Raw genomic sequence first — 24457 nt, 5'->3', positions numbered from 1 at the left:
CAGTTTCCCGAATCATCGGATACTCTTTCTCGAACGTCGACACGGACGTCGACCCCTGACGAGGAAGACCACGCATGAGCGGAATCGCCGATGTGGCGCGCCTGGCCGGCGTGTCCAAGTCGACGGCGAGCCGCGCTCTCACGGGCGGCGGCTACGTCTCCGACGACACCCGTCGTCGCGTCGCCGACGCCGCGGCATCCATCGGATACGTCCCGTCGACGAGCGCGGTGAGCCTGGCGACCGGGCGCACGCGGACGATCGCGCTGATCGTGCCGAAGGTGAACCGCTGGTACTTCGGATCGATCGTCGAGGGCGTCGAGCGCACCCTCATCCCCCTGGGCTACGACGTGACGCTCTACGTCGCCGAACCCGGTTCGAACGACCGCGAGAGCCTGTACTCCACCTATCTCGCCCGCAAACGCTTCGACGGGATCATCGCCGTCGCCCTCGAGCCCGACGATGCCGACCTCGAGCGGCTGGCGAACATCGGCAAACCCGTCGTGAGCATCGGCAACGCCCTCACCGGGGTGCCCACGCTCGGTCTCGACAACATCGCCATCACCCGCATCATCACGCAGCACCTCATCGCCCTGGGGCACACCGACATCGCCTTCGTCGGCAGCACGCCGCGCACGGATGCGCCCGCGAAAGACGTCGACGAGCGCTCCATCGGCTACCGCAACGCGATGAACGACCACGGTCTCGCCGTTCGCATCCGCAGCGTCCCGTCGACTCTGACCATCACCGACGCCTACGCCGCTGCCGCCTCCTTCCTCGCCGACGCCGCCTCCCGACCCACCGGGGTCGTCGCCGCCTGCGACGAGGTCGCCATCGGGGTCATCATCGCCGCCCGTCGTATGGGCATCTCGGTGCCCACCGAGCTGAGCGTCGTGGGCATCGACGGCCACGACTACGCCGAGATGTTCTCCCTCACCACGATCGAGCAGTTCCCGCAGACCCAGGGCGAGGAGGCCACGCGGATCCTCGTGTCGATGATCGAGGGCACGGGAGAGCCGGCCTGGCGCACCGAAGCCGACACCCGGCTCGTGGTGCGCGCCTCCACCGCTCCCCCGCGCTCCGCCTGAACAGAACGGGACCCCGGATGCCGCGGCATCCGGGGTCCCGTTCTGTTCAGCGATCAGTCGACCTGACGCGTGCTCCGTCGACGGGCCACGAGACCGAGCCCGAGCAGTGCCAGCGCGGCGAGGACTCCCGCACCCATCCAGGCGGTGTCGGCGCCGGTGGTCGCCAGCGCGCCCGATCCGGCGCCCTGGCCCTGCTGGCCCTGGCCGGCCTGCCCCTGACCGTCGCCCTGGCCCTGGCCCTGGCCCTGGCCGTCACCGGGGGTGCCGACGCCGTCGCCGGCCGCGGCCACCCGCACGGGGACGATGACGGCGGTGCCCGAGGGCTGCGCCGTCAGTCGCAGCTGGAGCGTCCCGGTGGCATCCGCCGGTACGCCCACGGTGACCGTGGCCGCGCCGTCGACGACCGCCACCGTCGCGGCCGAGGGAGCCGCCAGTGCCGACACGCGGGTGGAGGGAGCCGCGAGGGCCGAGACCGGGGTCGCCGCCGCCGCGGCGCCGAAGGAGGCGTCGAGGGTGGTGTTCGCCGGTGCGCCGAGGGAGGTGAGGTCGAGCTTCGACACCGTGACCGTCACGTCAGCACCGGGAGCGACCGGCTGCGTCGAACCCGAGACCTGCACCCCGCGGGCGGTAAAGTCCGGAGCCAGCCCCGGGTTCTCCTCGAGGTACGCGATCCAGGCATCCCGATCGATGAGACCGGAATCGCGGGTGTCCGTCCCCTGCGCGAAGACCGAGAAGCTGTCGCCACCGCCGAGCAGGAAGTTGAACGAGCCGACGCGGTAGCCCTTCGCCGGGTCGACGGCGACGCCGTCGATCCATACACCGGTGATGCGCTGGCCCGCCGGGAGCGAGGCGTCGTAGGTGTACCGGAGGTTCTCGGAGACGCCGAGCGAGAGGTTCGCTGCGTCCTTGCGCTTCGAGAAGTCGCCCCACTGCTGCTCGAGCACCTGCCGCAGCTGATCGCCGGTGAGCGTCGTGGTCCACAGGTTGTTCAGGAACGGCAGGACCGCGTTCGCCTCGGCGAGCGTGATGACGCCGTCCGCGCCGTACAGGAGCTCGTCGCGCAGACCACCCGGGTTGACGAAGGAGACCTCCGCACCGCCCCGGTCGGCGTCGTCGAGGGAATCGAGCAGCGCGTCGGCGACCAGGCCGCCCAGGGCCGACTGCTTCGTGCGGTCGCCCCGCGTGCCACCGGTGTAGACGCCGTCGACGTACGAGCCGCCACTGAAGGCCGTCGTGATGTCGGCCGACACCGAGCCGACGGGCTCGCGACCGACCACGTCGGCCTCGGCGCGCGCGGCCTTGACGATGCCGTCCACCTCCTTCACCCGCGGGTAGGTCGCGATGAGCGACGCGTCGAGCGCCGTGTTCGCCTCGGCGTCCTTGCCCGCGAGACGGGCCACGTTGCGGGCCGTGTAGTCGACCACGTCACCGGCGCTGTCGACGTCGAGCACGATCTGGCCGACGTTCTCGCCGTAGTTACCCGTCTGCACGATCGGACGGGTGCCCTCACCGCCCGGAATCGGAGCGTCCCACGCGTACAGCTGGTGCGTGTGGCCGGTGAAGATGGCATCCACCGAGGGCGAGGTCTCGTTCACGATCTTCGCGAACGGTCCCCCGGCCGCCACGGCCTGCTCGAGCGTCGTCGTCTTCTCGCCGGCGCCGGACCCCTCGTGGTACTGCGCCACGATGACGTCGACCTGGTCGTCGATCTCGGCGACCACGCGGTTGACCTCCGCCACGGGCTCGCGGAACTCGATGCCCTGGATGCCGCTGGGGGTGACCAGCGTCGGGGTCGACTCCGTGATGGCTCCGACGACGCCGACACGCACGCCGTCGACCTCGAAGATCGCGTACTCCGGCAGGAGCGGCTCGCCGTCCTTGAAGACGTTCGCGGCCAGGTAGGGGAAGTCGGCCCGGTCGGAGACGCGATCGGTCAGGTCGGTGGCGCCCTTGTCGAACTCGTGGTTGCCCGCGGCCGAGGCGGCCAGATCGAGCGCGTTCAGCACGTCGATCGTGGGCTCGTCCCCGAAGTACGACGAGGCGAACACCGACGCGCCGATGTTGTCGCCGTTCGAGATGAACAGCGAGTTGTCGTCGCCGTACTCGGCGCGCAGCTGTTCAACCGTCCCCGCGAACCGCACCGTGTTGGCGTCGATGCGACCGTGGAAGTCGTTGATGCCGACGAGGTTGACCTTCGTCGTGTCCTCCACCAGGTCGAGACCGACGATGACCGGGTCGTGGTCGCTGGAGCGGTACGGCGTCGTGTCGTAGAAGTTCAGCACGTTGTAGTTGAAGCGGCTGTACTCCAGGGCGAGGGCTTCCACCGCGTTGATGTTCCAGATGTCGGTTCCGGTCACCAGCTCCCGCGCCGACGGCGAGGCCAGCACGTGATCCAGGGAGCCCGACTGGCCGCTGAACGAGTACGAGTACTTGCCCGTGCCCGCCTCGAGCGGCTCGAAGCCGAACGAGCGGAGCTTCTCGATCGGGTCCTCCTGCGCGTAGGAGTTGAAGTCGCCGAGCAGGAACACGTCGTCGGTGCCGACGGCGGCCGAGCGGCTCTGTGCGAAGGCGCCGAGGGCCTCCGCCTGACGCACGCGGTCGCCGTTGAACGCGCCCTGGATGCCGTTCGCGTTGTCGCCCGTCGCTGCGGGACGACTGTCGCCCTTCGACTTGAAGTGGTTCACGATCGCGAGGATCTTGGCATCCGGAGCGTTCACCGGAGCGAAGGTCTGCGCGAGGGGCTGACGGGCATTGCGGAAGGCGGGGTCGTCGAGGATGACGCTCTCGCCCACCGGGGCGGCGACGGCCTTCTTGTAGATGAACGCCGTACGGATGACGTCCTCGGAGGCGGGCAGGGCTGCGGGCGACGGGACGAACGCCCACTGCTCCGAGCCCAGCGCCGCGTTGAGGGCACCGACGAGGGTCGACAGCGCCGCGTCGCGGTTCTTGCCGAACTTCGCGGAGTTCTCGATCTCCTCCAGCGAGACGACGTCGGCGCCGAGACCGTTGATGGCGGCGACGATCTTGTCCTGCTGGCGCTTCAGGTTGGCGTCGTCCGCCGCACCGCGCGGTCCGGGAGCCGGGCAGGTGTCCGCCGTGATCGGGTTGCCCTCGCGGTCGCGGTACACCGAGGTGCAGCCGACGCTGGCGGCGGTCGTGGTGAAGTAGTTGAGCACGTTGAAGCTCGAGATCTTCAGGTCACCGCCGACGGGAGCGGGCGATGCGGTGCGGGTGTTCGCGAAGGTCGCGGGCTGCACGTCCTGGGCGTTGGCGACCGTCAGTTGCTGGGTCGGCTGGAACTTCCAGGCGTTGTTGCGGTAGTCGAGGATGACCGGCCGGGTGAAGGTCACCGGGGCGCCCACACGGACCGGGTCCGTCAGCGACACGTACGGCAGTGCCGTGCCCTTGTTGGCGTCGCTGAGGAAGTTGATCGACGCACCGTCGTCCAGCACGACACCGCGGGCCTTGTTGTCGGCGACGGCCGCGACGTACTCGGGGGTGTCCGGGCGCGCGACGTCGGTCGGGGTGCGCAGCGGAGTGGTGCCGGCGGCGAGGCCGACCTCGGCGTACTGGTTGGTCGAGTAGGAGTTCGTGACGGTGAAGTCGCCCTGCGGGGCGAGCAACATCCCCTCGAAGCGCTCGCGCTCCTCATCGGTCTTCGGCCACGAGATCTTCGCGGGCAGCACGGCGGCGGCCTGCTCGGTGAGTACGCTCACCCCGGCTGCGTCGGCGGTGATCTGCGTCTGGCCCGAGAACTCCGTGGCCGTGCCCGTCACCTCGACGTGCTGACCGACGGCGACCTTGGCCGTCGCGGCCGAGCCGTAGACGAAGATCGCGTCGGAGGCCCGGTGCGCGGCGGTGTCGATCTCTCCCCCGGTGCCCGGGGTCTGGATGTAGAAGCCGTTGTAGCCCCCACTCGGGTACGCCGCCGTGACCACACCACGGGTGGTGACGGTCTGCCCGGCCAGGGGCGTGGTGGCCCCGGTGCCCTGGATCTCGCGGATCGGGACGACGCTGCCGGGGGTGACCGGGGGTGCCTGCGTCGGCGAGGTCGTCGGCGTGGCGGACGGCGAGCCGGACGGGTCGGGTGCGGGCGTCGTCGTGCCCGAGCCCTGCGGCGTCACCGTCGTGGTGGTCGTGAAGTCCTTCGAGTTGTCGTTCGAGTCGACGAAATCGGTGCGCACGAGCGCGTTCGGCGTGGTGTTGCCCCCGGTGACCGTGGCGGGCGCCGTCTCGAAGCTCACCGCGGAGCCGTACCCGAGGAAGTCGACGACGCGGGAGTCGGCGACGTCGCCCGCTGCCGGGGCGACCGGCTCGCCGACGTTGGCGAGAAGGAGCTGGCCGGTGGTTCCCGACGGCGTGATGTTGGTGCTCGTCAGATCGGCGGAGGGCAGGTCGGCCCCCGTCGTCCCGTTGCCGGGGAGCGCGATGAGGTAGTACCCGCCCGCGGCGATCGACCCGGTCAGCTTCTGAACGTTGCCGTTGCCGACGTTCTTCTCCGCGCGGTACTGCAGCGACCATCCGCTGAGGTCCTGCGCGGCGTCGCCGGCGTTGTACAGCTCCACGAACTTCTGGTTGAAGAACGCGTTGTTGCTCCCACCCTTCAGGTAGGCCTCGTTGATCACCACCTTCGAGCCGACGGCGGCCGAGGCCGGGAGGGGAACGAGCGCGGAACCGAGCAGGGCGACGCCGAGGGCGGCGCTCAGTGCGGTCGTGAAACGGCGTGCGGGCACGCGCGAAGCATCGGAAGGCATGGGTCTCCAAGGACCGACGTGCGCAGGGCGACATCGGAGGTGGGGGGATCGACGGGGGGTCTCAACGACCGTAAACGATCCGCATACCCTTCTCCCAGACTTCTTTATTTCGATCTGGTGAACATCGGTTCCTGCCCCGGTGAAACCGGGTCCCAGACGCTCCCCCGCTCCCCCGGGAACGACGAAGGCCCGGATGCCATCGGCATCCGGGCCTTCGTGTATCGCGGTGAGGCGACGGTGTGAAGCGTGATTACTTCAGGGTCACCGTGGCGCCGGCCTCCTCGAGGGCAGCCTTCGCCTTGTCGGCGGTCTCCTTGTTCGCGCCCTCGAGCACGGCCTTGGGAGCGCCATCGACGACGGCCTTGGCCTCGCCGAGGCCGAGCGAGGTGAGCTCGCGGACGACCTTGATGACCTGGATCTTCTTGTCGCCGGCGGCCTCGAGGACGACGTCGAACGAGTCCTTCTCCTCGACCTCTTCGGCGGGGGCACCACCGGCAGCGCCGGCAGCGGCCACGGCCACGGGGGCGGCGGCGGTGACGTCGAAGGTCTCCTCGAACGCCTTGACGAACTCGGACAGCTCGATGAGCGTGAGCTCCTTGAACGCGTCGAGCAGCTCTTCGGTGCTGAGCTTAGCCATGTTGTATCTCCTTGATCGGGTTAATCAGCCGGGCCGGGTCAGGCCGCGGTGTCCTGCTTCTCGCGCAGCGCGTCGACCGTGCGAACGGCCTTCGACGGAAGCGCCTGGAAGACGTATGCCGCCTTGGTCATCGTCGCCTTCATCGCACCGGCGAGCTTCGCCAGCAGGACTTCACGGCTCTCGAGATCGGCGAGCTTGTTGACCTCATCCGCGGACAGAGCGGCGCCATCGAAGTAGCCGCCCTTCACCACGAGCTGAGGGTTAGCCTTGGCGAAGGCACGCAGGCTCTTCGCGACGGCGACGGGGTCGCCGTGCACGAACGCGATGGCAGACGGGCCCTTGAGCTCGTCGTCCAGTCCCGTGACCCCCGCGTTAGCCGCGGCGATCTTGGTCAGCGTGTTCTTCACCACGGCGTAATCCGCGTCCTGACGGATGTCGTTGCGCAGCTGCTTGAGCTGTGCAACCGTCAGACCGCGGTACTCGGTCAGCAGAACGGCGGTCGAGCTCTCGAAGTTCTTCGTGAGCTCGGCGACCGATGCATCCTTCTGCGCCATGGCCACTCCTTGTGTGAACGAGGCGCTCCGCGATGGCGGGGCGCCGGCCGAAGACACCGGGGTCTGGGCAAAAAAGAAGAGCTCCGGCGCAGGCGCACGGAGCTCGAGAGAGTTTCGTTTACCTGCGTAGGTCCCCTGCTTCTCAGCAGACGCTTCGATCGACGTGCACGCACGCCGATGACCGACGGTCTTTGGCTTGGGCTCTACTGTACCCGACGCTCCCCCGCTTCGCGAATCCGGCCCGCGCCTTCTCCCGCCAGGTCACGTGACGTCGGCGAAACCACGCGCAAGGTCGTGTGTGCTCGACCACACCACGTGACCTCGCGAACGGAACACGGAGGGACGCCGCGCGCTCAATGCGCCGGCTCGACCCCGAAGGCGGCGAGGCGTGCCGCCAGAGCTTCAGGAGTGCCGATGTCGCGGAAGCCGCCCCGACAGACTTTCCAGCCCGTCGTCGCGCGAATCCAATCTTCGCGTCGCTTCTCCTCCAGCAGCACGAGGTCGGCGGACTTGTCGCCGCGGATCCTGGGATCCGTGTACTTCCCGGCACCGTCGAACTCCCAGAAGACCCGATGGTCCGGTAGCGCGAGGTCCGCGAAGTAGGTGGACCCCCGTGGCCCTGCCACCGGCACCTGGGGCTCGACGGCGTAGCCCAGACGGAGGAACTGCACTCGACTCACGCTCTCCCCGACAGACTCGGCGCGACCATCTGCGGACGCGATCACTCGCCGGGCTCGAACGATTCCCCGAGCCCCTGGCGTACGTTGGGCGCGTTCCGCCAGGCGATCACGCCACGCCTCCTGAGCAACCGGGTCGAAGGCGCGACCTTCGACCACCTCCCTTCGCACAGCCCCGTCCGCACAGGCGACCGCCGCCTCGAACGTGCTGGTCCTGGCCACGTCGAAAACCGTGCGATCCACGGACGTGCACAGGATGCCGTCTATTTCGACGACGTCTTCATCGTCCAGCCGGCCCCGATGACGGCGCAGGCCAGGTCTGCTCGACGCGCGACGGCCTCCTGCCAACGTCACCCGGATCGGTTCATTCACGAATCGATACAGAGGTAGATCGTGGAGCACCGCAGCCGACAGATGCGAGACAATCGCCGCTCCACCCCGCATCTGCTCGGCGGCCGCGACGACTCTCAGCCGGTGTTGCGCCGACGGGAGTAGCTCAGTGAATGGTGCGCGTGCGACGTAGGCGTCTCGTTGCAGACGCGCGAGCGCTCCCAGCCCGTTCGCCCGCCGGAGCTCGCTCGATGCGACGTCGCGGTCGACGAGTTGGGAGCGTGTGTAGATCGCGCGTCGGGCTTCCTTGATCGTGAGGTCGTTCGGCATCCTCCGACCCTGCCCATTTCCCGTCCACGCCGGCTCGTCGGCGCCTCGATCCGTGGTCAAAGGTCACGCTTCCTCCACTGGGGAGGAGCCGTCGAGCCCTTCTCCCGCGCCTCCCGCAGTCGCCCCCGCGTGACGCGGGCCCCATCCAGGCGCCGATGTCACGTGACCTCGACCACACCGCATCCCCTTGCGTGCGCCCCGGCCCAGGTCACGTGACCTGGCCGCGCACCACCCGACAGCCCCACCCCACATCACGTGACCTGGGCGAAGCCAAGCGCACCCCACCGGCAGAAGTAGAGGCGCGCGACCACGCCGCGTCAGGAGACCCGCGCCTCCGGCAGCAGGGCCCGCGTCATGCGCACGATGCGCGCGGGGGTGCGGGCACCGAGCCACACCGTGCACACGGGCGCCTCTCCGCACGCCCACTCGGCGCACCACGCGTGGATCGCCTGGGCCAGCCGCTCGCCGCGCGGGCGCAGCTCGCCGTCGAGCGTGCGGTCGAGCCAGGTCACGCGTGCGTCCGCCTCGATCGCTCCGACCTCGCGGGCGTCGTTCACCTCGACCAGCACGGTGACGTGCGCGGCGGGCGACAGCGCCGCGGCGATGCGCTGCATCTCGACGACGTTGCGCGCGTCGCCGCCCAGCAGCACGGCACCCTCGAGGTCGCACCACCGACCTCCGTCGGGGCGCCGAGGCGAGGTGGCATCCGTGGTCATGCGAACAACTTAGGTCACCCTTAGTTCCTCCACAAGACCCCGGATGCCGACGCGCCGCCCCTCCGATGCGTTCCACGGCCGGACGGGGTTAGGGTCGAACGCATGTCCCCCGAGCTCGTCGCCTCCCGCAGCGCCGACCTCGACGCCCGGATCGTCGCCGACTCGCGCGACCGCGTCGCGTGGATCCGTGCGCGCTCGCGCGGCATCACCGCCACCGACGTGGCCGCCCTGACGAGCGCGAACGCGATCTCGAGAGCGGCGGATGCCAAGCTCATGGGGTCGAACTTCTCGGGCAACGCCTTCACGGCTCACGGTCGTCGGCGCGAGCCCGAGATCGCGGCGTGGGTGGCGGCGACCCACGGCATCCGTCCGTCCTCGGCGCTGTACCACGCGGTCGTTGAGAAGCGTCATCTCGCGACCCCCGACGGCGTCGTGGTCGACGGCGAGGGGCGCATCGTGCTCGCCGAGATCAAGACCACCAACAAGGCGTGGCGCTCGATCCCCAAGACGTATATGCGCCAGATCTGGTGGCAGCAGCACGTGCTGGGTGCCGAGCGCACCCTCGTCGCCTGGGAGCAGCACGACGGCTTCGTGCCGATGCACGACGAGCCGCGCTGCCAGTGGATCGACCGCGACGAACGGGAGATCGCGAAGCTCGTGGGCCTGGCGACCTCCCTCATCGACGAGCTCTACCGCCGCACCATGGAGGCGCGGCGACCGGCCCCGGCGCGACCGGAGCCCACGGACAGGTATCGCGCCCTCGCGCTCCTCGATTAATAGTTGACGCAAGTCAATCAACAGGCGTATGGTTGACACCAGTCAACTAATCGCGCCACCGTCGTCGCGGCATCCGTCCCCCTTTCCGTGGAGCTCCGCATGACAGCCACTTCCTCTGACGCGCCCGCCCAGCGGCGCGTCCTGCCGGCCCTGATCGGTCTGCTGCTCGGCACCTTCGTGTCGATGCTCGCCTCGACCGTCGTCTCGACCTCGCTGCCGGTCATCGTGCACGACCTGTCCGGCGACCAGAACGCCTACACCTGGGTCATCACGGCGACCCTGCTCACCACCGCGATCTCGACGCCCATCTGGGGCAAGCTCGCCGACCTGTTCAACCGCAAGGTGCTCATCCAGATCGCCATCGCGGTCTTCGTGCTCGCCACGGCCGCTGCCGGTTTCTCGCAGGACACGAACATGCTGATCGCCTTCCGCGCGATCCAGGGCCTCGGCGCGGGCGGTCTCGCGGCCCTCAGCCAGGTCATCATGGCCGACATCATCAGCCCCCGCGAGCGCGGCCGGTACATGGGTCTGTTCGGCGCGGTCATGGCCGTCGCAACCGTCGGCGGCCCGCTGCTCGGCGGCGTCATCACCGACGCGTTCGGCTGGCGCTGGAACTTCTTCGTCGCCCTCCCCTTCGCCGTCGCGGCCCTGCTCATCCAGCAGCGCACCCTGCATCTGCCGGCCCGTGCGAAGCGGAAGGTCAAGATCGACTACGTCGGCATCGTCCTGCTGTCGGCCGCGGTGTCGCTGCTGCTCATCTGGGTGACCAACGCCGGCAGCAGCTTCGAGTGGGCCAGCACCGAGACCCTCCTCATGGTCGGTGGCGCGGTCATCGCCGCAGGCCTGTTCGTCGTGGTCGAACTGCGCTCCTCAGAGCCCCTCGTCCCGCTGACGCTGTTCCGGGATGCCACCTTCACCCTCGCCACGATCGCGTCGATCGCGACGGGTCTGGCGATGTTCGGCACCTCGGTGTTCCTCAGCCAGTACATGCAGATGGCCCGCGGCGCCACACCCACCGAGGCGGGCATCATGACGATCCCGATGATCGGCGGCCTGCTGGTCTCCTCGATCGTCGTCGGTGCGCTCATCTCCCGCTTCGGCCACTGGAAGCCGTTCCTCATCGCCGGCGGCGTGCTGCTGATCGCGGGATCGTTCCTGCTGTCGACCATCCACTACGACACGAACTTCACCCTCGTCTCGCTCTACATGGCCCTCCTCGGCGCGGGCGTCGGCATGACGATGCAGAACCTCGTCCTCGTCGTGCAGAACACCGCCAACCCCACGCAGATGGGCGCGGCGAGCTCCGGCGTCACCTTCTTCCGCAGCCTCGGCGGCACGATCGGCGTCTCGGTCATGGGTGCGGCCCTCGCGAGCATGGCGACGAGCCTGTTCACCGACCGCGCCGCCGATCTCAAGGCCGCCATCATGGGCCTCGGCGCAGACGGCGCGGCGGTCGCGCAGAGCCTGCAGTCGGGCGCCATCCCGCAGGTCTCGACGCTGCCCGAGAGCGTCCGCGTCATCGTCGAGGACATCTACGCCCAGTCGATCGCGCACTCGTTCCTCATCGCGGTGCCCGTCGCCGTCGTGAGCCTCATCGCGATCCTGTTCCTGCCGAACCGTCCGCTCACCCGCATGACGACGACCGAACGCGTCGCTGCGAGCGAGGCCGACCTCGCCACCGTGTCGGTGCCGGAGGCGATGGCGACCCTCTCGGCGACCGGGACGGTCCCGATCCAGGATGCCGCCGGCTCCCGTCGTTCGCACCGCGAGGGCGGGATGGGAGAATGATCGATGTGAGCGAACAGAGCGAAGAGCGCCAAGAGGCCGTGCAGGCCCTGGAGTCGTCGTTCTCGGAGCTCATGACCGTGTTCCGCCGCTTCGTCTCCGAAGCGGCGGAACGGGTGAGCCCGGGGATGCTCCCGGCCACGTTCAAGGCGCTGTCGGTGGTGAGCCGCTTCGGCCCCCTCACCCTGTCGGCCCTCGCTGAGCGCCTCGCGGCCGACAAGGGGTTCCTCAGCCGCGCGATCAGCGAGCTGGAAGACCTGGGCCTGGTCACCCGCACTCCCGATCCGAACGACGGACGCTCGCGTCTGATCACGGTCACCGAGCTCGGGCACGCGCGTCTCGCCGACGCGCGCGCCCCGCACGAGAGCCGGCTCTACGACGCGATGGCCGACTGGTCGATCGACGACATCCGGCACCTCTCGACGCTCCTGCACGCTCTCGCAGTCGGCGAGGTCCCCGCCCGCGGCTGACCCGGCTTCGCGACACGGTGACGGGGGTGTAACACCGTCGAGACAATGTCGCGATTGACTGAGGGGGTCGCGGCGGAGCCGCCGCCGATGTCGACGCACCGGAGAGAGAGCGCCCGATGAGATTCCGATCGACGCGTCCCGAGACCGCCCTCGCGCCCGCTCCCGCGGTGCCCGACACGATGACGGCGATCGTGCTCGACGCCCCGGGCGCCGCCGATCTGCTCCGGGTCGCAGACGTGCCCGTGCCGAGCCCCGTGCTCAGCGAGGTCCTCGTCCGGGTCGTCGCCGCCGGCATCAACCCGATCGACGCGAAGACCCGCGCCGGGCGCGGGATGTCGGCGGCGATCGGGGCCTGGCCCGCCGTGCTCGGATTCGACGTGAGCGGTGTCGTGGTTCGCGCACCCTTCGACGCGCACCCCTTCCCCGTCGGCACGGAGGTGTACGGCATGGTGGCGGTGCCGCGAACGCCGGGCTCGTACGCCGAATACGCGGTCGTCCCGACCCTCTCGCTCGCCCGCAAGCCCGCTTCGCTGTCGCACGCCGAGGCCGCGGGCGTTCCGCTCGCCGCGCTCACCGCGTGGGGGCTGGTCGTCGAGACGGCGCTCGCCCACCAGGGCCAGCGCATCCTCATCCATGCCGGAAGCGGTGGGGTGGGCCACTTCGCCGTGCAGTTCGCGGCGTACTTCGGGGCTCACGTGATCGCCACCGGCTCCGCACGCAACTCCGACTGGCTGCGCGATCTGGGCGCCGCCGAGGTCGTGGACTACACCGCCACCCGCTTCGAGGACGTCGTCGACGACGTCGACGTGGTGATCGACCTGATCGGCAACGTCTCCGACGACACCGGGACGCGATCGCTCGAGGTTCTGCGTCCCGGCGGTCTGCTGATCGAGGTGCCCACCGGCGCGTGGCCCGGTTTCCGCGAGGCGGCGGCGGCACGCGGCATCCGGAGCACCGATTACAAGACGATCCCCGATGGTGGCGCGCTCACGACGATCTCCCGCCTGCTCGACTCCGGCGCGGTGCGCGTCTACGTGGATCGCGTCTTCGACCTCGCCGACGCCGGCGCCGCCCACGCGGAGCTGGAGCGCGGACACACGCGGGGCAAGATCGTGCTGCGCGTCAGCGAGGACTGACCCTCGTCAGGCTGCGGCGAGGCGTCGGCGCCCCTCGTCGACGACTTCGTCGGCGACCTCGTCGAGCAGCGGAGAGGTGAGGTTCCACTGCTGCCAGAACAGCGGGACGTCGACCGCGTCCGCCCCGATGTGCACGAGATCCCCCGAGGCGAGACCCTCGGCGGACTGGAAGCCGGGGAGCAACCCCCACCCGAGGCCGAGGCCGATCGCCGTGGCGAAATCCTGGGATGCCGGGACACGGTGGCGGGGTGGCACCGCCGGTGAGACTCCGCGCCGCGCGAGCCACTGCGTCTGCAGGTCGTCGCGGCGGTCGAAGTCGACGAGCGGTGCCGCCGCGAGCGCCTCCGCATCGACGCCCCGCGGGAACCAGCGCGCCGCGAACGCCGTCGTCGCCACCGGTTCGTAGCGCAGGATGCCGAGGCGACGCACGCGGCACCCCGCCACCGGCGTCTCGCGCGAGGTGACGGCCGCCATCACGGTGCCCGATTCGAGCAGCCCCGCGGTGAAGTCCTGGTCGTCGCGGTGCAGGTCGAACACCACCGCGCGGCGCGTGGCGACCCGAGCCAACGGCGGCAGGAACCACGTCGCGAGGGAGTCCGCGTTCACGGCGAGCGGGACGGATGCCACGGCCCCGCCCTCCGCGCCGATCGAGGCGAGAGCGTCGTGCTCGAGCAGCGCGAGCTGACGCGCGAGGCGCACGACCGCGCCGCCCGCTTCCGTCGCGGTGACGGGCTTGCTGCGCACGAGCACCACCCGCCCGAGTTGGTCCTCGAGCGCCCGGATGCGCTGACTGACCGCGGACGGGGTGATGTGCAGACGGCGGGCGGCGGCATCCAGAGTTCCCTCCTCGACCACGACGGCGAGGGTGCGGGCGAGATCGAAAGGGATCGACATGAAGCAATGCTAATGGTCCTGCAGAATCCTGAGCTGGTCTACAGGTGGTCGTCCACCTACTCTCGACCTCGTGCTCCCCTCCCTGCTCGCCGGCCTCGGCCTCGGCTTCTCGCTCATCGTCGCCATCGGCGCGCAGAACCTCTTCGTCCTGCGGCAGGGCATCCGCCGGGAGCACCTGCTCGCCGTCGTCGCGGTGTGCGCCCTGTCGGACGCGGTCCTGATCCTGCTCGGGGTCTCGGGCATCGGCCTCGTCCTCCAGGCGGTGCCGTGGCTCATCATCGTCGTCCGGTGGGCCGGGGCCGCGTTCCTCGTGGGCTACGGCCTGCTCGCCGCGCGGCGGGCCCTGCGACCGAGCGGCGCGACGCTGCATCTCGACGCCCCGGCGTCCGCCCCCGCCACCCCCGCCGGGAGCGCGACGGTGCTGACCCGTCCCGCACGCACGACGCTCACCGCCACCGTGCTCACCTGCCTCGCCCTCACGTGGCTCAACCCGCACGTCTACCTCGACACCGTGTTCCTGCTCGGCTCGGTCGCCTCGACGCACGGGGACGGCCGGTGGGCGTTCGCGATCGGGGCGTGCGCGGCGAGCCTGGTGTGGTTCTCGGCCCTCGGCTACGGCGCTCGGTACCTCGGTCGTTGGCTCGACACCCCGCGAGCCTGGCGCCTCCTCGACGCCGTCATCGCCGTGGTGATGTTCGCGCTCGCGATCTCACTCGTCCTCCCCCACTGACCCGCGAAGCCGGAGCCGCCGTGCGTGCAGCAGAATGGCCCGATGCGAACGGTGACGATGACAGTGACGGGGCGCGTCCAGGGGGTCGGCTTCCGGTACTCCCTGCGCGCTGAGGCAGAGCGTCTCGGCGTGAGCGGCTGGGTGCGCAATCGTCGGGACGGGTCGGTCGACGCGTTACTCACGGGCGACCCCGACGCCGTCGAGGCGGTGATCTCGTGGGCGCACGACGGGCCGAGCGGAGCCCGGGTCGACGACGTCGACGTGATCGAGGGCGCCGGGGAGGCGGCATCCGGATTCGAGATCCGCGCCACGGCCTGAGTCAGACCCCGAGGCCCGCCTTCAGCTCGGCGAGGACGTCGACGGCGTCGTCGAAGCGCGACAGCGCGGCCGACTGACCCGCCCACAGCGATACCAGGTCGCCGTCGCCGCGCGCGGTCGCTGCGGCACGGAACACCCCGGTCAGCCAGTTCTGCGCCGGGAACGGGGCGATCATCCCCGAGGCCTCGAGCTCCCGCATCGCCCGGTTCGGGATGCCGCGCGCCAACCGCCCGCTCATCGCCCGGGTCAGGACGGTCTCGGTGTCGGCAGACCCCGCGATCGCCTCGCGGTGCGCGGCGGTAGCCGCCGACTGTCGGGTGCGCAGGAACGCCGTGCCCACCTGCACGCCCTCGGCACCGAGGGCGAGAGCGGCGGCGACGCCCCGTCGATCGGCGATGCCGCCCGCCGCGATGACGGGGACCTCGACCGCGTCGACCACCTGCGGCACGAGGGCGAACGTGCCCACGAGCGAGGCGGTCGCCTCGCGCAGGAACGACACCCGGTGCCCTCCCGCCTCCGAACCCGTGGCGACCACGGCGTCGACCCCCGCCGTCTCGAGGGCGACGGCCTCGGCGACCGAGGTGGCGGTGCCGATCACACGGATGCCGCGGTCCCTCGCGGCGGCGAGGGTGTCGGCATCCGGGACGCCGAACACGACGCTCAGGACGTCGGGGCGCGCCTCCAGCACGGCCTCGAGTTGCTCGCCGATCGGCGGGAGGAACGACGCCGGCCGAGTCGGCACCTCGACGCCGGCCGCCGCGAACAGCGGAGCCGCGGCGTCGAGGAACGGCTGCACGTCGAGGTCGGCGGGGCGCACCTCGTCGCCGCGCGGCAGCCACAGGTTCACCGCGACGGGCCGGTTCGTGGCGGCGCGCAGCTGCGACACGGTGTCGTGGATCCGCTCGGGGCCGTACCCGTAGAGGCCGAACGAGCCCAGGCCCCCGCCGTCGCTGACCGCGGCGGTCAGAGCGACCGACGACAGCCCGCCGAAGGGGCCGAGGACGATGGGGACGTCGATGCCGAACAGGGTCTCGAGGCGGCTCATGCCTCGACGCTACTCCGCGACGAGGAGGAGTTACGCGGCGTCGGGGCCGTCGAGCGGACGCAGCAGACGGTTGAGGAAGCGCTGCGTGCGCTCCTTCTTCGGCTGGCGGAGCAGCTCGGACGGCGCACCGCGTTCGACGATCACTCCCTCGTCGAAGAACAGCACCTCGTCGGCGACCTCTCGCGCGAAGCCGAGCTCGTGCGTGACGATGACCATCGTCCAACCCTCGTTCGCGAGTTCGCGCAGCACCGTCAGGACTTCGCCCACGAGTTCGGGGTCGAGGGCGCTCGTCGGCTCGTCGAAGAGGAGGAGGGAGGGCTGCAGGGCCAGGGCGCGGACAATGCCGACACGCTGCTGCTGGCCTCCCGACAGCTCGGAAGGGTAGGCGTCGCGCTTCTCCGACAGACCGACGCGGGCGAGGAGCTGCTCCGCGCGAGCGACGGCTTCGGCCTTGGGTATGCCGTGCGCCTGGACGGGCCCCTCGATCACGTTCTGGATCACCGTGAGGTGCGGGAAGAGGTTGTGGTGCTGGAACACCATTGCGGAACGGTCCCGGAGGGCCGTGCGATCGGCCTTCGACACCTTCGCGCCGAAGTCCACGACCGGGCCGCTCTCGAACGCCACGACACCGGCATCCGGGGTCTCCAGCCCATTGAGGCAGCGCAGCACGGTCGTCTTGCCGGAGCCGGAGGGGCCGATGAGCACGAGCACGTCACCGCGGTTCACCTCGAGGTCGACGCCGTCGAGCACGCGATTGGTGCCGAAGCTCTTCTCGAGTCCGGTGACCTTGAGCAGCGGGGAGTCAGTGCGCGACATGGCGGTCCAGCCTCTTTTCCAGGGCGTTCTGGCCGAACGACAGCACTAGGCAGAACAACCAGTAGATGAGCGCGGCCTCGAGGTATACGGCCATGAACTCGTACGAGAACGCCGCGATCGCCTGCGCCTGGCGGAAGAGCTCGGTGACGAGGATGAGGGATGCCAGCGAGCTGTCCTTCACGAGCGAGATGAACGTGTTCGACAGCGGCGGCACCGAGACGCGCGCGGCCTGCGGAAGCACGATGCGCGTGAGCGTCTTGCGGGGAGACAGACCCACCGTGTGCGCCGCCTCCCACTGGCCGCGCGGAACCGACAGGATCGCCGCGCGGATGACCTCGGCCGCGTATCCGCCCACGTTCAACGAGAACGCGATCACCGCGGCGGGGAAGGGGTCGATCGTGAGCCCCAGCGAGGGCAGACCGTAGAAGATCACGAACAGCTGCACCAGCAGGGGCGTGCCGCGGATGACCGAGATGTAGAACCGGGCGATCCCCGACAGCACCACGTTCGGCGACAGGCGCAGCAGCGCCATGAAGAGGGCGATGACGAGCCCGATCGCGAAGGACGCCAGCGACAGCGGGATGGTGCCCGTCAATCCGGCCAGCAGCATCGGCCAGAACGAATCGAGCAGCAGCGTCCACAGGTCGTTCATGGGCCTCCTTTCTCACGCGGGCGCGGATCGTCCGCTTCCCACGCTACGGGCGGGAAGCGGACGATCCGCGGGGGTTTACAGTTCGCTCTTACTGCGTGACGTCGGCGCCGAAGTACTTCTGGCTGATCTCGGCGAGGGTGCCGTCGGCGCGGAGCTCCTCGAGGGCGCCGTCGACGGCCTCGGCGAGCTGGTCCTTGCCCTTCTTGAACGCGAAAGCGCTCTCGGAGGTGTCCTCGGTCTCGGCCGCGATCTTCAGGCCCGTCGGGCTGTTCGTCTTCTCGTAGTCGAGGTACGTGAGCTGGTCGTTCACCGTGGCATCCACGCGGCCCTGCTTGAGCAGAGCGACGGCCTGGGCCCAGCCCTCGACGGCCTCGACCTGGGCGCCGCTGGAGGTGGCGAGCTCGTACCAGTTGCTGGTGAGGGACTGCGCGGTGGTCTTGCCCGACAGGTCGGCGAAGCTCGAGATCGCGTTGTCGTCCTCGGTGGTCACGATGACCCCGCGCGAGACGGTGTACGGCGAGCTGAAGGTGTACTTCTCCTCGCGCTCGGGGTTGATCGACACCTGGTTGGCGATGACGTCGAATCGACCTGCATCCAGGCCCGCGAAGATCGCGTCCCACTGGGTCTCCTGGAACGTGACCTGCAGGCCGAGCTTGTCGGCGACGGCCTTGGCGATCTCGACGTCGAAGCCGGTCAGCTCCCCCGCGCCCTCGTGGTACGAGAAGGGGCGGTAGGTGCCCTCGGTGGCGACGGTGAGGGTGCCGCCCGTGACAAGCCCGTACTCCGCTCCGGCGTCGGAGTTCGTCGAGGTGGAGCCGCCGCTGCAGGCGGTCAGCGCGAGGGCGCTCAGGCCCAGGGTGGCGGCGAGGACGGTCAGGCGACGGGGCATAGCTGTTCCAGACATGTGATGGGGACGGTGAGGGGGGGGGTACGCGGTGCAGGCGTACCCTCCAGGAGAACACGAGCGGGCGTCCGACTCTTCCCGGATGACGCCGTGTTGCACGATCGTGCAGCCGCGCGGACGCCGAGAACGCGAAAGCCCCGCCGGCACGAGGCGCGGCGGGGCTTCCGGTGACGAACGTCAGACGATGGCGTTCACGTCCAGCGGGATGCCGGGACCGAAGGTGGTCGAGACGGCGCCCTTCTGGATGTAGCGGCCCTTCGAGCTGGAGGGCTTGAGGCGGACGATCTCCTCGAGAGCGGCCTTGAGGTTCTCGTCGAGCTGCTCGGCCGAGAACGACGCCTTGCCGACCACGAAGTGGACGTTGGCGTGCTTGTCGACGCGGAACTCGATCTTTCCGCCCTTGATCTCCTCGACGGCCTTGGCCGGGTTGGGGGTCACGGTGCCGGTCTTGGGGTTCGGCATAAGGCCGCGGGGTCCGAGGACCTTACCGAGGCGACCGACCTGGCCCATGAGCTCGGGCGTGGCGACGGCCGCGTCGAACGCGGTGTAGCCGGCGGCGACCTTCTCGATGAGGTCGGTGCCACCGACCTCGTCGGCGCCGGCGGCGAGGGCCGCCTCGGCCGCGGGGCCGTTGGCGAAGACGATGACGCGCGCGGTCTTACCCGTGCCGTGGGGCAGGATGACCGTGCCGCGGACCATCTGGTCGGCCTTGCGGGGGTCGACCGAGAGCTTCAGCGCGACCTCGACGGTCGAGTCGAACTTCTTCGAGCCGGTCTCCTTCGCGAGCGCGACGGCGTCGGTCGGGGTGTAGTACGTGTCGGGCGCGATCTTCTCGGCGGCGGCCCGGAATGCCTTGGACTTGGTAGCCATGTTCTTCTCCCCTTAGTCCTCGACCGTGATGCCCATGGAGCGGGCGGTGCCGGCGATGATCTTGGCCGCGGCCTCGATGTCGTTGGCGTTCAGGTCGGGCTGCTTGGTCGTCGCGATCTCGCGCACCTGATCCTTGGTGAGCTTGCCCACCTTGGTCGTGTGCGGGGTGGGCGAGCCCTTCTGCAGGCCGGCGGCCTTCTTGATGAGCTCGGCGGCCGGGGGCGTCTTCAGGATGAACGTGAAGCTGCGGTCCTCGTACACCGTGATCTCGACGGGGATCACGTTGCCGCGCTGCGACTCGGTCGCGGCGTTGTAGGCCTTGCAGAACTCCATGATGTTGACGCCGTGCTGACCGAGCGCCGGGCCGATCGGCGGCGCCGGGTTGGCAGCACCGGCGTTGATCTGGAGCTTGATCAGGCCGGTCACCTTCTTCTTGGGTGCCATGTCCTCTTCCTTTCCTCGAGCACGAGCGGACACCCGTGCTCTCCCGCGCACCCGGCGTCTCCGGGCAGCGGTCGTGACGCGCCGAAGCACGCAACCTCCTCATCATACGCGACGGCCGGCGTTCCGGCATCCGCTGCTCTCCCCGACCGTTCCGGGCTCCCTCGCTCGGGGCCCTGCGCGCGGGTTGCGCTCGCGATCACCGCGATAGCCGCGTCACACCTATAAACGCGGTTCGGGCGTGTAAACGCGGACACGCCGTGTTTATACGCCCGAGGAGCGTTTATGCGTCGGGGGGGGGCGGCGGTTGTCCACAGCCCCGGAACGAGCCGCGTTCGGACCTGGCACCCTCGCCGCATGCAAACCTCTCCGAAAGCGCTGCGCGCGTCGCCGACACCCCTGCTGCGTGTCTCGACCATGCCGCGGTCCGGGCCTCGACTCGCTCGGGACGCATCGTTGGTACGCGTCCGCGCGGGGATCTACACTCCTCGCGCCGCGTGGGAGGGCCTACCGCCGTGGGATCGCTATCTCGTCCGCGTGCACGCCTTCGCCCTGACGAGACCGGATGCCATGTTCTCCCACGAATCCGCCGCCGCGCTCCTTGGACTCCCCGTTTTCGGCCACCCACGCTCCATCCACATCTTCGACACGCGACGCTCCCGGTCGGTGACCTATAGCGATATCACCGCTCACACCAGTGCGGATGCGCGGCCCGCGTGCGAGGTCGCCGGCATCCGCATCACTGCCGTTGAAGACGTCGTCGTCGACCTCGCCCGGGTCCTCCCGCCCGCGTTCGGACTCGCCGTCGCCGACGCCGCACTGCGCATGTACGGCCTCGACCGTCAGAGGCTGTGGGACCGCGCTGCGGGGCAGCGGAACGCCTTCGGGCTGCGGCGCGCGGAATCGACGTTGACGCGTGCCACCCCGCTCGCCGAGTCCCCAGGTGAGTCCATCAGCAGGGCGGTCATCGACTGGTGCGGCTTCCCCGCCCCCGCTCTGCAGACCGAGCACAGGCTCGAGGGACGGACCTTTCGATCGGACTTCTGCTGGCCGGAGCAGCGCATCATCGGCGAGGCCGACGGGTGGGTGAAGTACAGCGCCACAGACGCGGCCGCTGCGGCCGAGGCTGTCCGTGCGGAGAAGCGGCGCGAGGACGCACTTCGACGGGGAGGGTGGCGGATCGCCCGGTGGGACTACGCGGGGGCCCTCGGCGCGGACGGCTTGCGGTCGGCACTCATCGCCGCGGGCCTGCGGCCGGTGCGCTGGCCGGACCTCACCGCCCTGGCATCCCTCAACCGGAATAGCCGCTCGAGGTGAGGGCGCATAAACGCGATCCGTGCGCGCAAACGCGGTCACACCGTGTTTTTGCGCGTCGATCGCGTTTATGCGCCCGCCCACACCACGCCCGCCGAACGCGAGGGGCGTCAGATCATCTTGGTGACCTGGTCGAACGACAGCTCGACGGGGGTCTCGCGCTCGAAGAGCGACACGAGCACGGTGAGCTTGCCGCTCTCGGGCTTGATCTCGCTGATCGTGCCGGGCAGGCCCGCGAACGAACCTTCCTTGATGGTGATGGTCTCGCCGGCTTCGAAGTCGACCTCGGCGGGGATGACGCGCTGCGCGGTGGGGGCGCCCTTGGCGGCACCGGCCTTGGCGGGCGCGGACTCCTTGACCTCGACGAGGCTCTTGAGCATGTTGAACGCCTCTTCGAAGCGCAGCGGCGTGGGGTTGTGGGCGTTGCCCACGAAGCCGGTGACGCCGGGCGTGTGACGCACGACCGACCAGGTGTCCTCGTTGAGGTCCATGCGCACCAGCACGTAGCCGGGGATGCGCACGCGGTTGACCATCTTGCGCTGGCCGTTCTTGATCTCGACGACGTCCTCCATGGGGACCTCGACCTGGTAGATGTCGTCCTCGACCTCGAGCGTCGACTTGCGCTGCTCGATGTTGGCCTTCACCTTGCGCTCGAAGCCGGCGTAGGAGTGGATGACGTACCACTTGCCGGGGAGCATCCGCAGCTCGGTGCGGAACGTCTCGTACGGGTCGGCGTCCTCGTCGATGTCGTCGTCGCCCGCGGCGTCGGCGGGCGACTCGCCGGCCTCCACCTCGTCGACCACGCCGGCGGCGGCGGAGACCTCGTCGACGAAGTCCTCGTCGAGCACGGGAGCGTCGGGCTCGCCGTTGACGTCGGGACCGTCGTAGGGGGTGACCTCGTCTTCGGCCTCGGCGGCCTCTTCGGCCTGCTCCTCGGCGAGGGAGTCGTTCAGGACCTCGGCAGCGGCCTCGGCCTCGCTGGTCTCGTCGATCTCGAGAGCGTCGTTCACGATCGCGTCCGCCTCCGGGTCGGTGATGTCGATGTCGCCCAGGTCGGCGTCGTCGGTGTCGGTCTCGTCGTCGACGATGTGGACGGCGGAGTGCTCGGCCGAGTCGGAGGCGCGCTCCTGCGAGGCGAGCACGTTGCCCTCTTGGGCTTCGTCGTCCTCGCTGGACTGCTCGGCGGCCGTCGCCCAATCGGCGTCGTCGACATATCTTTCAGACACTGTGATCTCTTCCGTTCAAAGGCGGCCGCTCTTGGCGCCGCTCGTCCGCACAGACGCCGGTCAGGCGCCGGCGGTACCGGGGACGCCGAAGACGGCGGTGGTGATCCACACGAACAGCACGTCGAGGCCGTAGACGATCGCCATCATGACGACGACGAAACCGAGGACCACGGCGGTGAACTTCAGCAGCTCCTGCCGCGTCGGCGTGACAACCTTGCGGAGTTCTGCGAAGACCTGGCGGATGAACAGAGCGATCCGCGCGAAGAAGTTGAGCTTCTTCTCACGGGGAGCGCCGCGCTCGGCGACGATCTCGCCCTTCGCCTCGTCCTGCGTCATCGAACCACCTTGGTCTGTGTCTGTGCCAGCGTGCGCTGTGCGCAGGGCGGACAGGAATCGAACCTGCAACCTGCGGTTTTGGAGACCGCTGCTCTGCCAATTGAGCTACCGCCCTAAAATCCCGAGGGATCCAGGATTCGAGACCGGCACGCTTTCGCCTGGAATCTCACGGGGGAGGATGCCGCGCACCCGAAGGCACAGCGAAAGAATGCAGATTTCGACTGCACTACCCAGTCTATGTCATGTCCCCCGGCGAGGCGAACCGGGCCGGGGGACGGACACGGATCAGACGGTGCGGATGAGCTTCTTGTTCACGAATTCATCGGCCGCGAGCAGCCCGAGCTCGCGCGAGGTGCCGCTGCGCTTGACGCCGCCGAACGGCAGCTCGGGCGAGTCGGCCAGCACGACGTTGACGTAGACCATCCCGGCCTCGAGGCGGTCGGCCACGCGCTGAGCCTGCTCGGCATCCGTGGTGAAGACGTAGGACCCGAGACCGTAGCCGGTGTCGTTCGCGAGGGCGACGGCCTCGTCCTCGCTCGAGACGCGGTAGACGGTGCCGACGGGGCCGAAGAACTCCTCGCCGTACGCGTCCATGTCGCTCGTGACGCCCGTGAGGACCGTGCCCGGGTAGAACGCGCCGTCGCGGGTCCCCCCGACCTCCACGGTGGCGCCCTGAGCGACCGCGCGCTGCACCTGCTCGTCGAGGCGCTGGGCGGCAGCGAGCGAGGACAGCGGGCCCAGCACGGTGTCGTCGGCGAAGGGGTCGCCGACCTTGGCCTCGCCCAGCGCGGCGGCGAACTTCTCGAGGAAGGCGTCGTACAGCTCGTCGATGACGATGAAGCGCTTCGCGCCGTTGCACGACTGCCCGTTGTTGTCGAGGCGCGCGTCCACCGCCGCCTGCACCGCGGCATCCAGGTCGTCCGTCGACAGCAGGATGAACGGGTCGGATCCGCCGAGCTCGAGCGCGACCTTCTTGAGGTTGCGACCGGCGATCTCGGCCACAGCCGCCCCGGCCCGCTCGGAGCCCGTCACCGACACGCCCTGCACGCGGCGGTCGGCGATGATGGTCGCCGCCTGGTCGTTGGTGGCGCGGATGTTCACGTACGCCCCCTCGGGCAGGCCCGCGTCGCGGTAGATCGCCTGCAGCGCCTCCGCCGACTCCGGGCACTGGGGCGCGTGCTTGAGCAGGATCGTGTTGCCGACCGCGAGGTTCGGGGCGGCGAAACGGGCGACCTGGTAGTACGGGAAGTTCCACGGCATGATGCCCAGCAGCACCCCCAGCGGCGAGCGGCGGACCACGGCCGTTCCTTCGCCCAGGATCTCGAGCGGGCTGTCGCCGGTGATCTTGTCGATGTTGTCGGCGTAGTACTCGGTGATGTCGGCGGCGAAGTCGACCTCGCCCAGCGCCGCTTCGAGGGGCTTGCCCATCTCGCGGACGATGATGGCGGCGAGCTCGTCCCGACGCTCGCGGTGGAGTTGCGCGACCTGGCGCAGTCCCTCGGCCCGCTGGGCCGGGGCCGTGCGCGACCAGACGCGGTATCCGTCATGGGCGGACGCGATCGCGGCCTCGACCCCGGAGTCGCTCAGCGTGTCGTACTCGGCGAGGGTCTCACCGGTGGCGGGATTGACGACGGCGTAGTCGCTCATGGTGCTCCTATTC

23 protein-coding genes and 1 tRNA gene are annotated in these 24457 nt (G+C 69.7%); 8 read left to right on the top strand and 16 right to left on the bottom strand.

Annotated features, from left to right (window positions below; all coding sequences use genetic code 11):
- Nucleotides 1-74 precede the first annotated feature (74 nt).
- The gene (locus tag Q9R20_RS10130; RefSeq protein WP_311249224.1) at nucleotides 75-1085 is read left to right on the top strand and encodes a LacI family DNA-binding transcriptional regulator; all 1011 of its coding nucleotides are present in this window, start codon (nucleotides 75-77) and stop codon (nucleotides 1083-1085) included.
- 53 nt (nucleotides 1086-1138) lie between these two features.
- Here the strand turns inward: Q9R20_RS10130 and Q9R20_RS10125 are convergent, their stop codons facing one another.
- From Q9R20_RS10125 to Q9R20_RS10105, 5 genes are all read right to left on the bottom strand, one after another.
- A complete protein-coding gene (locus Q9R20_RS10125) occupies nucleotides 1139-5818 on the bottom strand; it encodes an ExeM/NucH family extracellular endonuclease (protein WP_311249223.1) in 4680 nt (1559 codons plus the stop codon).
- A 271-nt stretch (nucleotides 5819-6089) separates the two neighbouring features.
- Nucleotides 6090-6476 (bottom strand): 50S ribosomal protein L7/L12, encoded by a 387-nt coding sequence (gene rplL / locus Q9R20_RS10120; protein WP_058595390.1) that lies wholly within the window; start codon nucleotides 6474-6476, stop codon nucleotides 6090-6092.
- A gap of 38 nt (nucleotides 6477-6514) precedes the next feature.
- Nucleotides 6515-7030, bottom strand: a complete 516-nt coding sequence (rplJ, locus tag Q9R20_RS10115) for a 50S ribosomal protein L10 (RefSeq protein WP_150958360.1) — start codon at nucleotides 7028-7030, stop codon at nucleotides 6515-6517.
- 353 nt (nucleotides 7031-7383) lie between these two features.
- Nucleotides 7384-8367: a hypothetical protein gene (locus Q9R20_RS10110; RefSeq protein ID WP_311249222.1), complete on the bottom strand. Its 984-nt coding sequence runs from the start codon at nucleotides 8365-8367 to the stop codon at nucleotides 7384-7386.
- A gap of 317 nt (nucleotides 8368-8684) precedes the next feature.
- Nucleotides 8685-9083, bottom strand: coding sequence for a hypothetical protein (locus Q9R20_RS10105; protein WP_311249221.1), 399 nt, complete (start codon nucleotides 9081-9083; stop codon nucleotides 8685-8687).
- Between the two features lie 102 nt (nucleotides 9084-9185).
- On the opposite strand from Q9R20_RS10105, the gene Q9R20_RS10100 reads away from it, so the two are divergent.
- From Q9R20_RS10100 to Q9R20_RS10085, 4 genes are all read left to right on the top strand, one after another.
- The gene (locus Q9R20_RS10100; protein ID WP_311249220.1) at nucleotides 9186-9860 is read left to right on the top strand and encodes a YqaJ viral recombinase family protein; all 675 of its coding nucleotides are present in this window, start codon (nucleotides 9186-9188) and stop codon (nucleotides 9858-9860) included.
- Between the two features lie 99 nt (nucleotides 9861-9959).
- Entirely contained in the window at nucleotides 9960-11648 is a 1689-nt protein-coding gene (locus Q9R20_RS10095; protein ID WP_311249219.1) for an MDR family MFS transporter, read from the top strand.
- Nucleotides 11645-12115 (top strand): MarR family transcriptional regulator, encoded by a 471-nt coding sequence (locus Q9R20_RS10090; protein ID WP_311249218.1) that lies wholly within the window; start codon nucleotides 11645-11647, stop codon nucleotides 12113-12115. The genes Q9R20_RS10095 and Q9R20_RS10090 overlap by 4 nt, the downstream gene beginning before the upstream one ends.
- A 116-nt stretch (nucleotides 12116-12231) precedes the next feature.
- Complete coding sequence (locus Q9R20_RS10085) at nucleotides 12232-13251, top strand: NADP-dependent oxidoreductase (protein ID WP_311249217.1); 1020 nt, start codon at nucleotides 12232-12234, stop codon at nucleotides 13249-13251.
- Nucleotides 13252-13257: 6 nt separating this feature from the next.
- Here Q9R20_RS10085 and Q9R20_RS10080 read toward each other — a convergent pair whose 3' ends face one another.
- Nucleotides 13258-14145: a LysR family transcriptional regulator ArgP gene (locus Q9R20_RS10080; RefSeq protein ID WP_311249216.1), complete on the bottom strand. Its 888-nt coding sequence runs from the start codon at nucleotides 14143-14145 to the stop codon at nucleotides 13258-13260.
- Nucleotides 14146-14215: 70 nt separating this feature from the next.
- Here Q9R20_RS10080 and Q9R20_RS10075 point away from each other — a divergent pair, with 70 nt between their 5' ends.
- Both Q9R20_RS10075 and Q9R20_RS10070 read left to right on the top strand, forming a co-directional pair.
- Nucleotides 14216-14875, top strand: coding sequence for a LysE/ArgO family amino acid transporter (locus Q9R20_RS10075; protein WP_311249214.1), 660 nt, complete (start codon nucleotides 14216-14218; stop codon nucleotides 14873-14875).
- Between the two features lie 42 nt (nucleotides 14876-14917).
- A complete protein-coding gene (locus Q9R20_RS10070) occupies nucleotides 14918-15193 on the top strand; it encodes an acylphosphatase (protein ID WP_311249213.1) in 276 nt (91 codons plus the stop codon).
- A 1-nt stretch (nucleotide 15194) separates the two neighbouring features.
- Here Q9R20_RS10070 and Q9R20_RS10065 read toward each other — a convergent pair whose 3' ends face one another.
- From Q9R20_RS10065 to rplK, 6 genes are all read right to left on the bottom strand, one after another.
- Entirely contained in the window at nucleotides 15195-16238 is a 1044-nt protein-coding gene (locus tag Q9R20_RS10065) for a nitronate monooxygenase (RefSeq protein WP_311249212.1), read from the bottom strand.
- 30 nt (nucleotides 16239-16268) lie between these two features.
- Nucleotides 16269-17054, bottom strand: a complete 786-nt coding sequence (locus Q9R20_RS10060) for an amino acid ABC transporter ATP-binding protein (RefSeq protein WP_311249211.1) — start codon at nucleotides 17052-17054, stop codon at nucleotides 16269-16271.
- The gene (locus Q9R20_RS10055) at nucleotides 17041-17706 is read right to left on the bottom strand and encodes an amino acid ABC transporter permease (protein WP_311249210.1); all 666 of its coding nucleotides are present in this window, start codon (nucleotides 17704-17706) and stop codon (nucleotides 17041-17043) included. Before Q9R20_RS10055 ends, Q9R20_RS10060 begins: the two co-directional genes overlap by 14 nt.
- 88 nt (nucleotides 17707-17794) lie before the next feature.
- Nucleotides 17795-18595 (bottom strand): amino acid ABC transporter substrate-binding protein, encoded by an 801-nt coding sequence (locus Q9R20_RS10050; RefSeq protein WP_311249209.1) that lies wholly within the window; start codon nucleotides 18593-18595, stop codon nucleotides 17795-17797.
- A gap of 192 nt (nucleotides 18596-18787) precedes the next feature.
- The gene (gene rplA, locus Q9R20_RS10045; RefSeq protein WP_311249208.1) at nucleotides 18788-19480 is read right to left on the bottom strand and encodes a 50S ribosomal protein L1; all 693 of its coding nucleotides are present in this window, start codon (nucleotides 19478-19480) and stop codon (nucleotides 18788-18790) included.
- 12 nt (nucleotides 19481-19492) lie between these two features.
- Complete coding sequence (rplK, locus tag Q9R20_RS10040) at nucleotides 19493-19924, bottom strand: 50S ribosomal protein L11 (RefSeq protein ID WP_295839746.1); 432 nt, start codon at nucleotides 19922-19924, stop codon at nucleotides 19493-19495.
- Nucleotides 19925-20587: 663 nt separating this feature from the next.
- Between rplK and Q9R20_RS10035 the strand changes: the two genes are divergently transcribed.
- Complete coding sequence (locus tag Q9R20_RS10035; RefSeq protein WP_311249207.1) at nucleotides 20588-21238, top strand: hypothetical protein; 651 nt, start codon at nucleotides 20588-20590, stop codon at nucleotides 21236-21238.
- A gap of 107 nt (nucleotides 21239-21345) precedes the next feature.
- Here Q9R20_RS10035 and nusG read toward each other — a convergent pair whose 3' ends face one another.
- The 4 genes from nusG to Q9R20_RS10015 all read right to left on the bottom strand — a co-directional run bounded on the left by nusG (nucleotide 21346) and on the right by Q9R20_RS10015 (nucleotide 24444).
- On the bottom strand, nucleotides 21346-22461 hold the full coding sequence (gene nusG, locus Q9R20_RS10030) for a transcription termination/antitermination protein NusG (protein WP_311249206.1): 1116 nt from the start codon (nucleotides 22459-22461) through the stop codon (nucleotides 21346-21348).
- 60 nt (nucleotides 22462-22521) lie between these two features.
- Entirely contained in the window at nucleotides 22522-22797 is a 276-nt protein-coding gene (gene secE, locus Q9R20_RS10025) for a preprotein translocase subunit SecE (protein ID WP_115919456.1), read from the bottom strand.
- A gap of 42 nt (nucleotides 22798-22839) precedes the next feature.
- A tRNA-Trp gene (locus tag Q9R20_RS10020) sits at nucleotides 22840-22912 on the bottom strand.
- 170 nt (nucleotides 22913-23082) lie between these two features.
- Nucleotides 23083-24444: an NAD-dependent succinate-semialdehyde dehydrogenase gene (locus tag Q9R20_RS10015; protein WP_311249205.1), complete on the bottom strand. Its 1362-nt coding sequence runs from the start codon at nucleotides 24442-24444 to the stop codon at nucleotides 23083-23085.
- Between the last annotated feature and the right edge of the window lie 13 nt (nucleotides 24445-24457).

The organism is Microbacterium sp. PRF11, from assembly GCF_031844085.1.
Lineage (GTDB): Bacteria > Actinomycetota > Actinomycetes > Actinomycetales > Microbacteriaceae > Microbacterium.
Note: the sequence above shows the minus strand (reverse complement) of the source record. Positions and strands in the feature narration are given on the sequence as shown.

Bases quoted from the DNA above. Each gene is read 5' to 3' on its own strand.
- Q9R20_RS10130 (WP_311249224.1), top strand. From the start codon at position 75: ATGAGCGGAATCGCCGATGTGGCGCGCCTGGCCGGCGTGTCCAAGTCG.
- rplL (WP_058595390.1), bottom strand. From the start codon at position 6,476: ATGGCTAAGCTCAGCACCGAAGAGCTGCTCGACGCGTTCAAGGAGCTC.
- rplJ (WP_150958360.1), bottom strand. From the start codon at position 7,030: ATGGCGCAGAAGGATGCATCGGTCGCCGAGCTCACGAAGAACTTCGAG.
- Q9R20_RS10110 (WP_311249222.1), bottom strand. From the start codon at position 8,367: ATGCCGAACGACCTCACGATCAAGGAAGCCCGACGCGCGATCTACACA.
- Q9R20_RS10105 (WP_311249221.1), bottom strand. From the start codon at position 9,083: ATGACCACGGATGCCACCTCGCCTCGGCGCCCCGACGGAGGTCGGTGG.
- Q9R20_RS10100 (WP_311249220.1), top strand. From the start codon at position 9,186: ATGTCCCCCGAGCTCGTCGCCTCCCGCAGCGCCGACCTCGACGCCCGG.
- Q9R20_RS10095 (WP_311249219.1), top strand. From the start codon at position 9,960: ATGACAGCCACTTCCTCTGACGCGCCCGCCCAGCGGCGCGTCCTGCCG.
- Q9R20_RS10090 (WP_311249218.1), top strand. From the start codon at position 11,645: ATGATCGATGTGAGCGAACAGAGCGAAGAGCGCCAAGAGGCCGTGCAG.
- Q9R20_RS10085 (WP_311249217.1), top strand. From the start codon at position 12,232: ATGAGATTCCGATCGACGCGTCCCGAGACCGCCCTCGCGCCCGCTCCC.
- Q9R20_RS10080 (WP_311249216.1), bottom strand. From the start codon at position 14,145: ATGTCGATCCCTTTCGATCTCGCCCGCACCCTCGCCGTCGTGGTCGAG.
- Q9R20_RS10070 (WP_311249213.1), top strand. From the start codon at position 14,918: ATGCGAACGGTGACGATGACAGTGACGGGGCGCGTCCAGGGGGTCGGC.
- Q9R20_RS10065 (WP_311249212.1), bottom strand. From the start codon at position 16,238: ATGAGCCGCCTCGAGACCCTGTTCGGCATCGACGTCCCCATCGTCCTC.
- Q9R20_RS10060 (WP_311249211.1), bottom strand. From the start codon at position 17,054: ATGTCGCGCACTGACTCCCCGCTGCTCAAGGTCACCGGACTCGAGAAG.
- Q9R20_RS10055 (WP_311249210.1), bottom strand. From the start codon at position 17,706: ATGAACGACCTGTGGACGCTGCTGCTCGATTCGTTCTGGCCGATGCTG.
- Q9R20_RS10050 (WP_311249209.1), bottom strand. From the start codon at position 18,595: ATGCCCCGTCGCCTGACCGTCCTCGCCGCCACCCTGGGCCTGAGCGCC.
- rplA (WP_311249208.1), bottom strand. From the start codon at position 19,480: ATGGCTACCAAGTCCAAGGCATTCCGGGCCGCCGCCGAGAAGATCGCG.
- rplK (WP_295839746.1), bottom strand. From the start codon at position 19,924: ATGGCACCCAAGAAGAAGGTGACCGGCCTGATCAAGCTCCAGATCAAC.
- secE (WP_115919456.1), bottom strand. From the start codon at position 22,797: ATGACGCAGGACGAGGCGAAGGGCGAGATCGTCGCCGAGCGCGGCGCT.
- Q9R20_RS10015 (WP_311249205.1), bottom strand. From the start codon at position 24,444: ATGAGCGACTACGCCGTCGTCAATCCCGCCACCGGTGAGACCCTCGCC.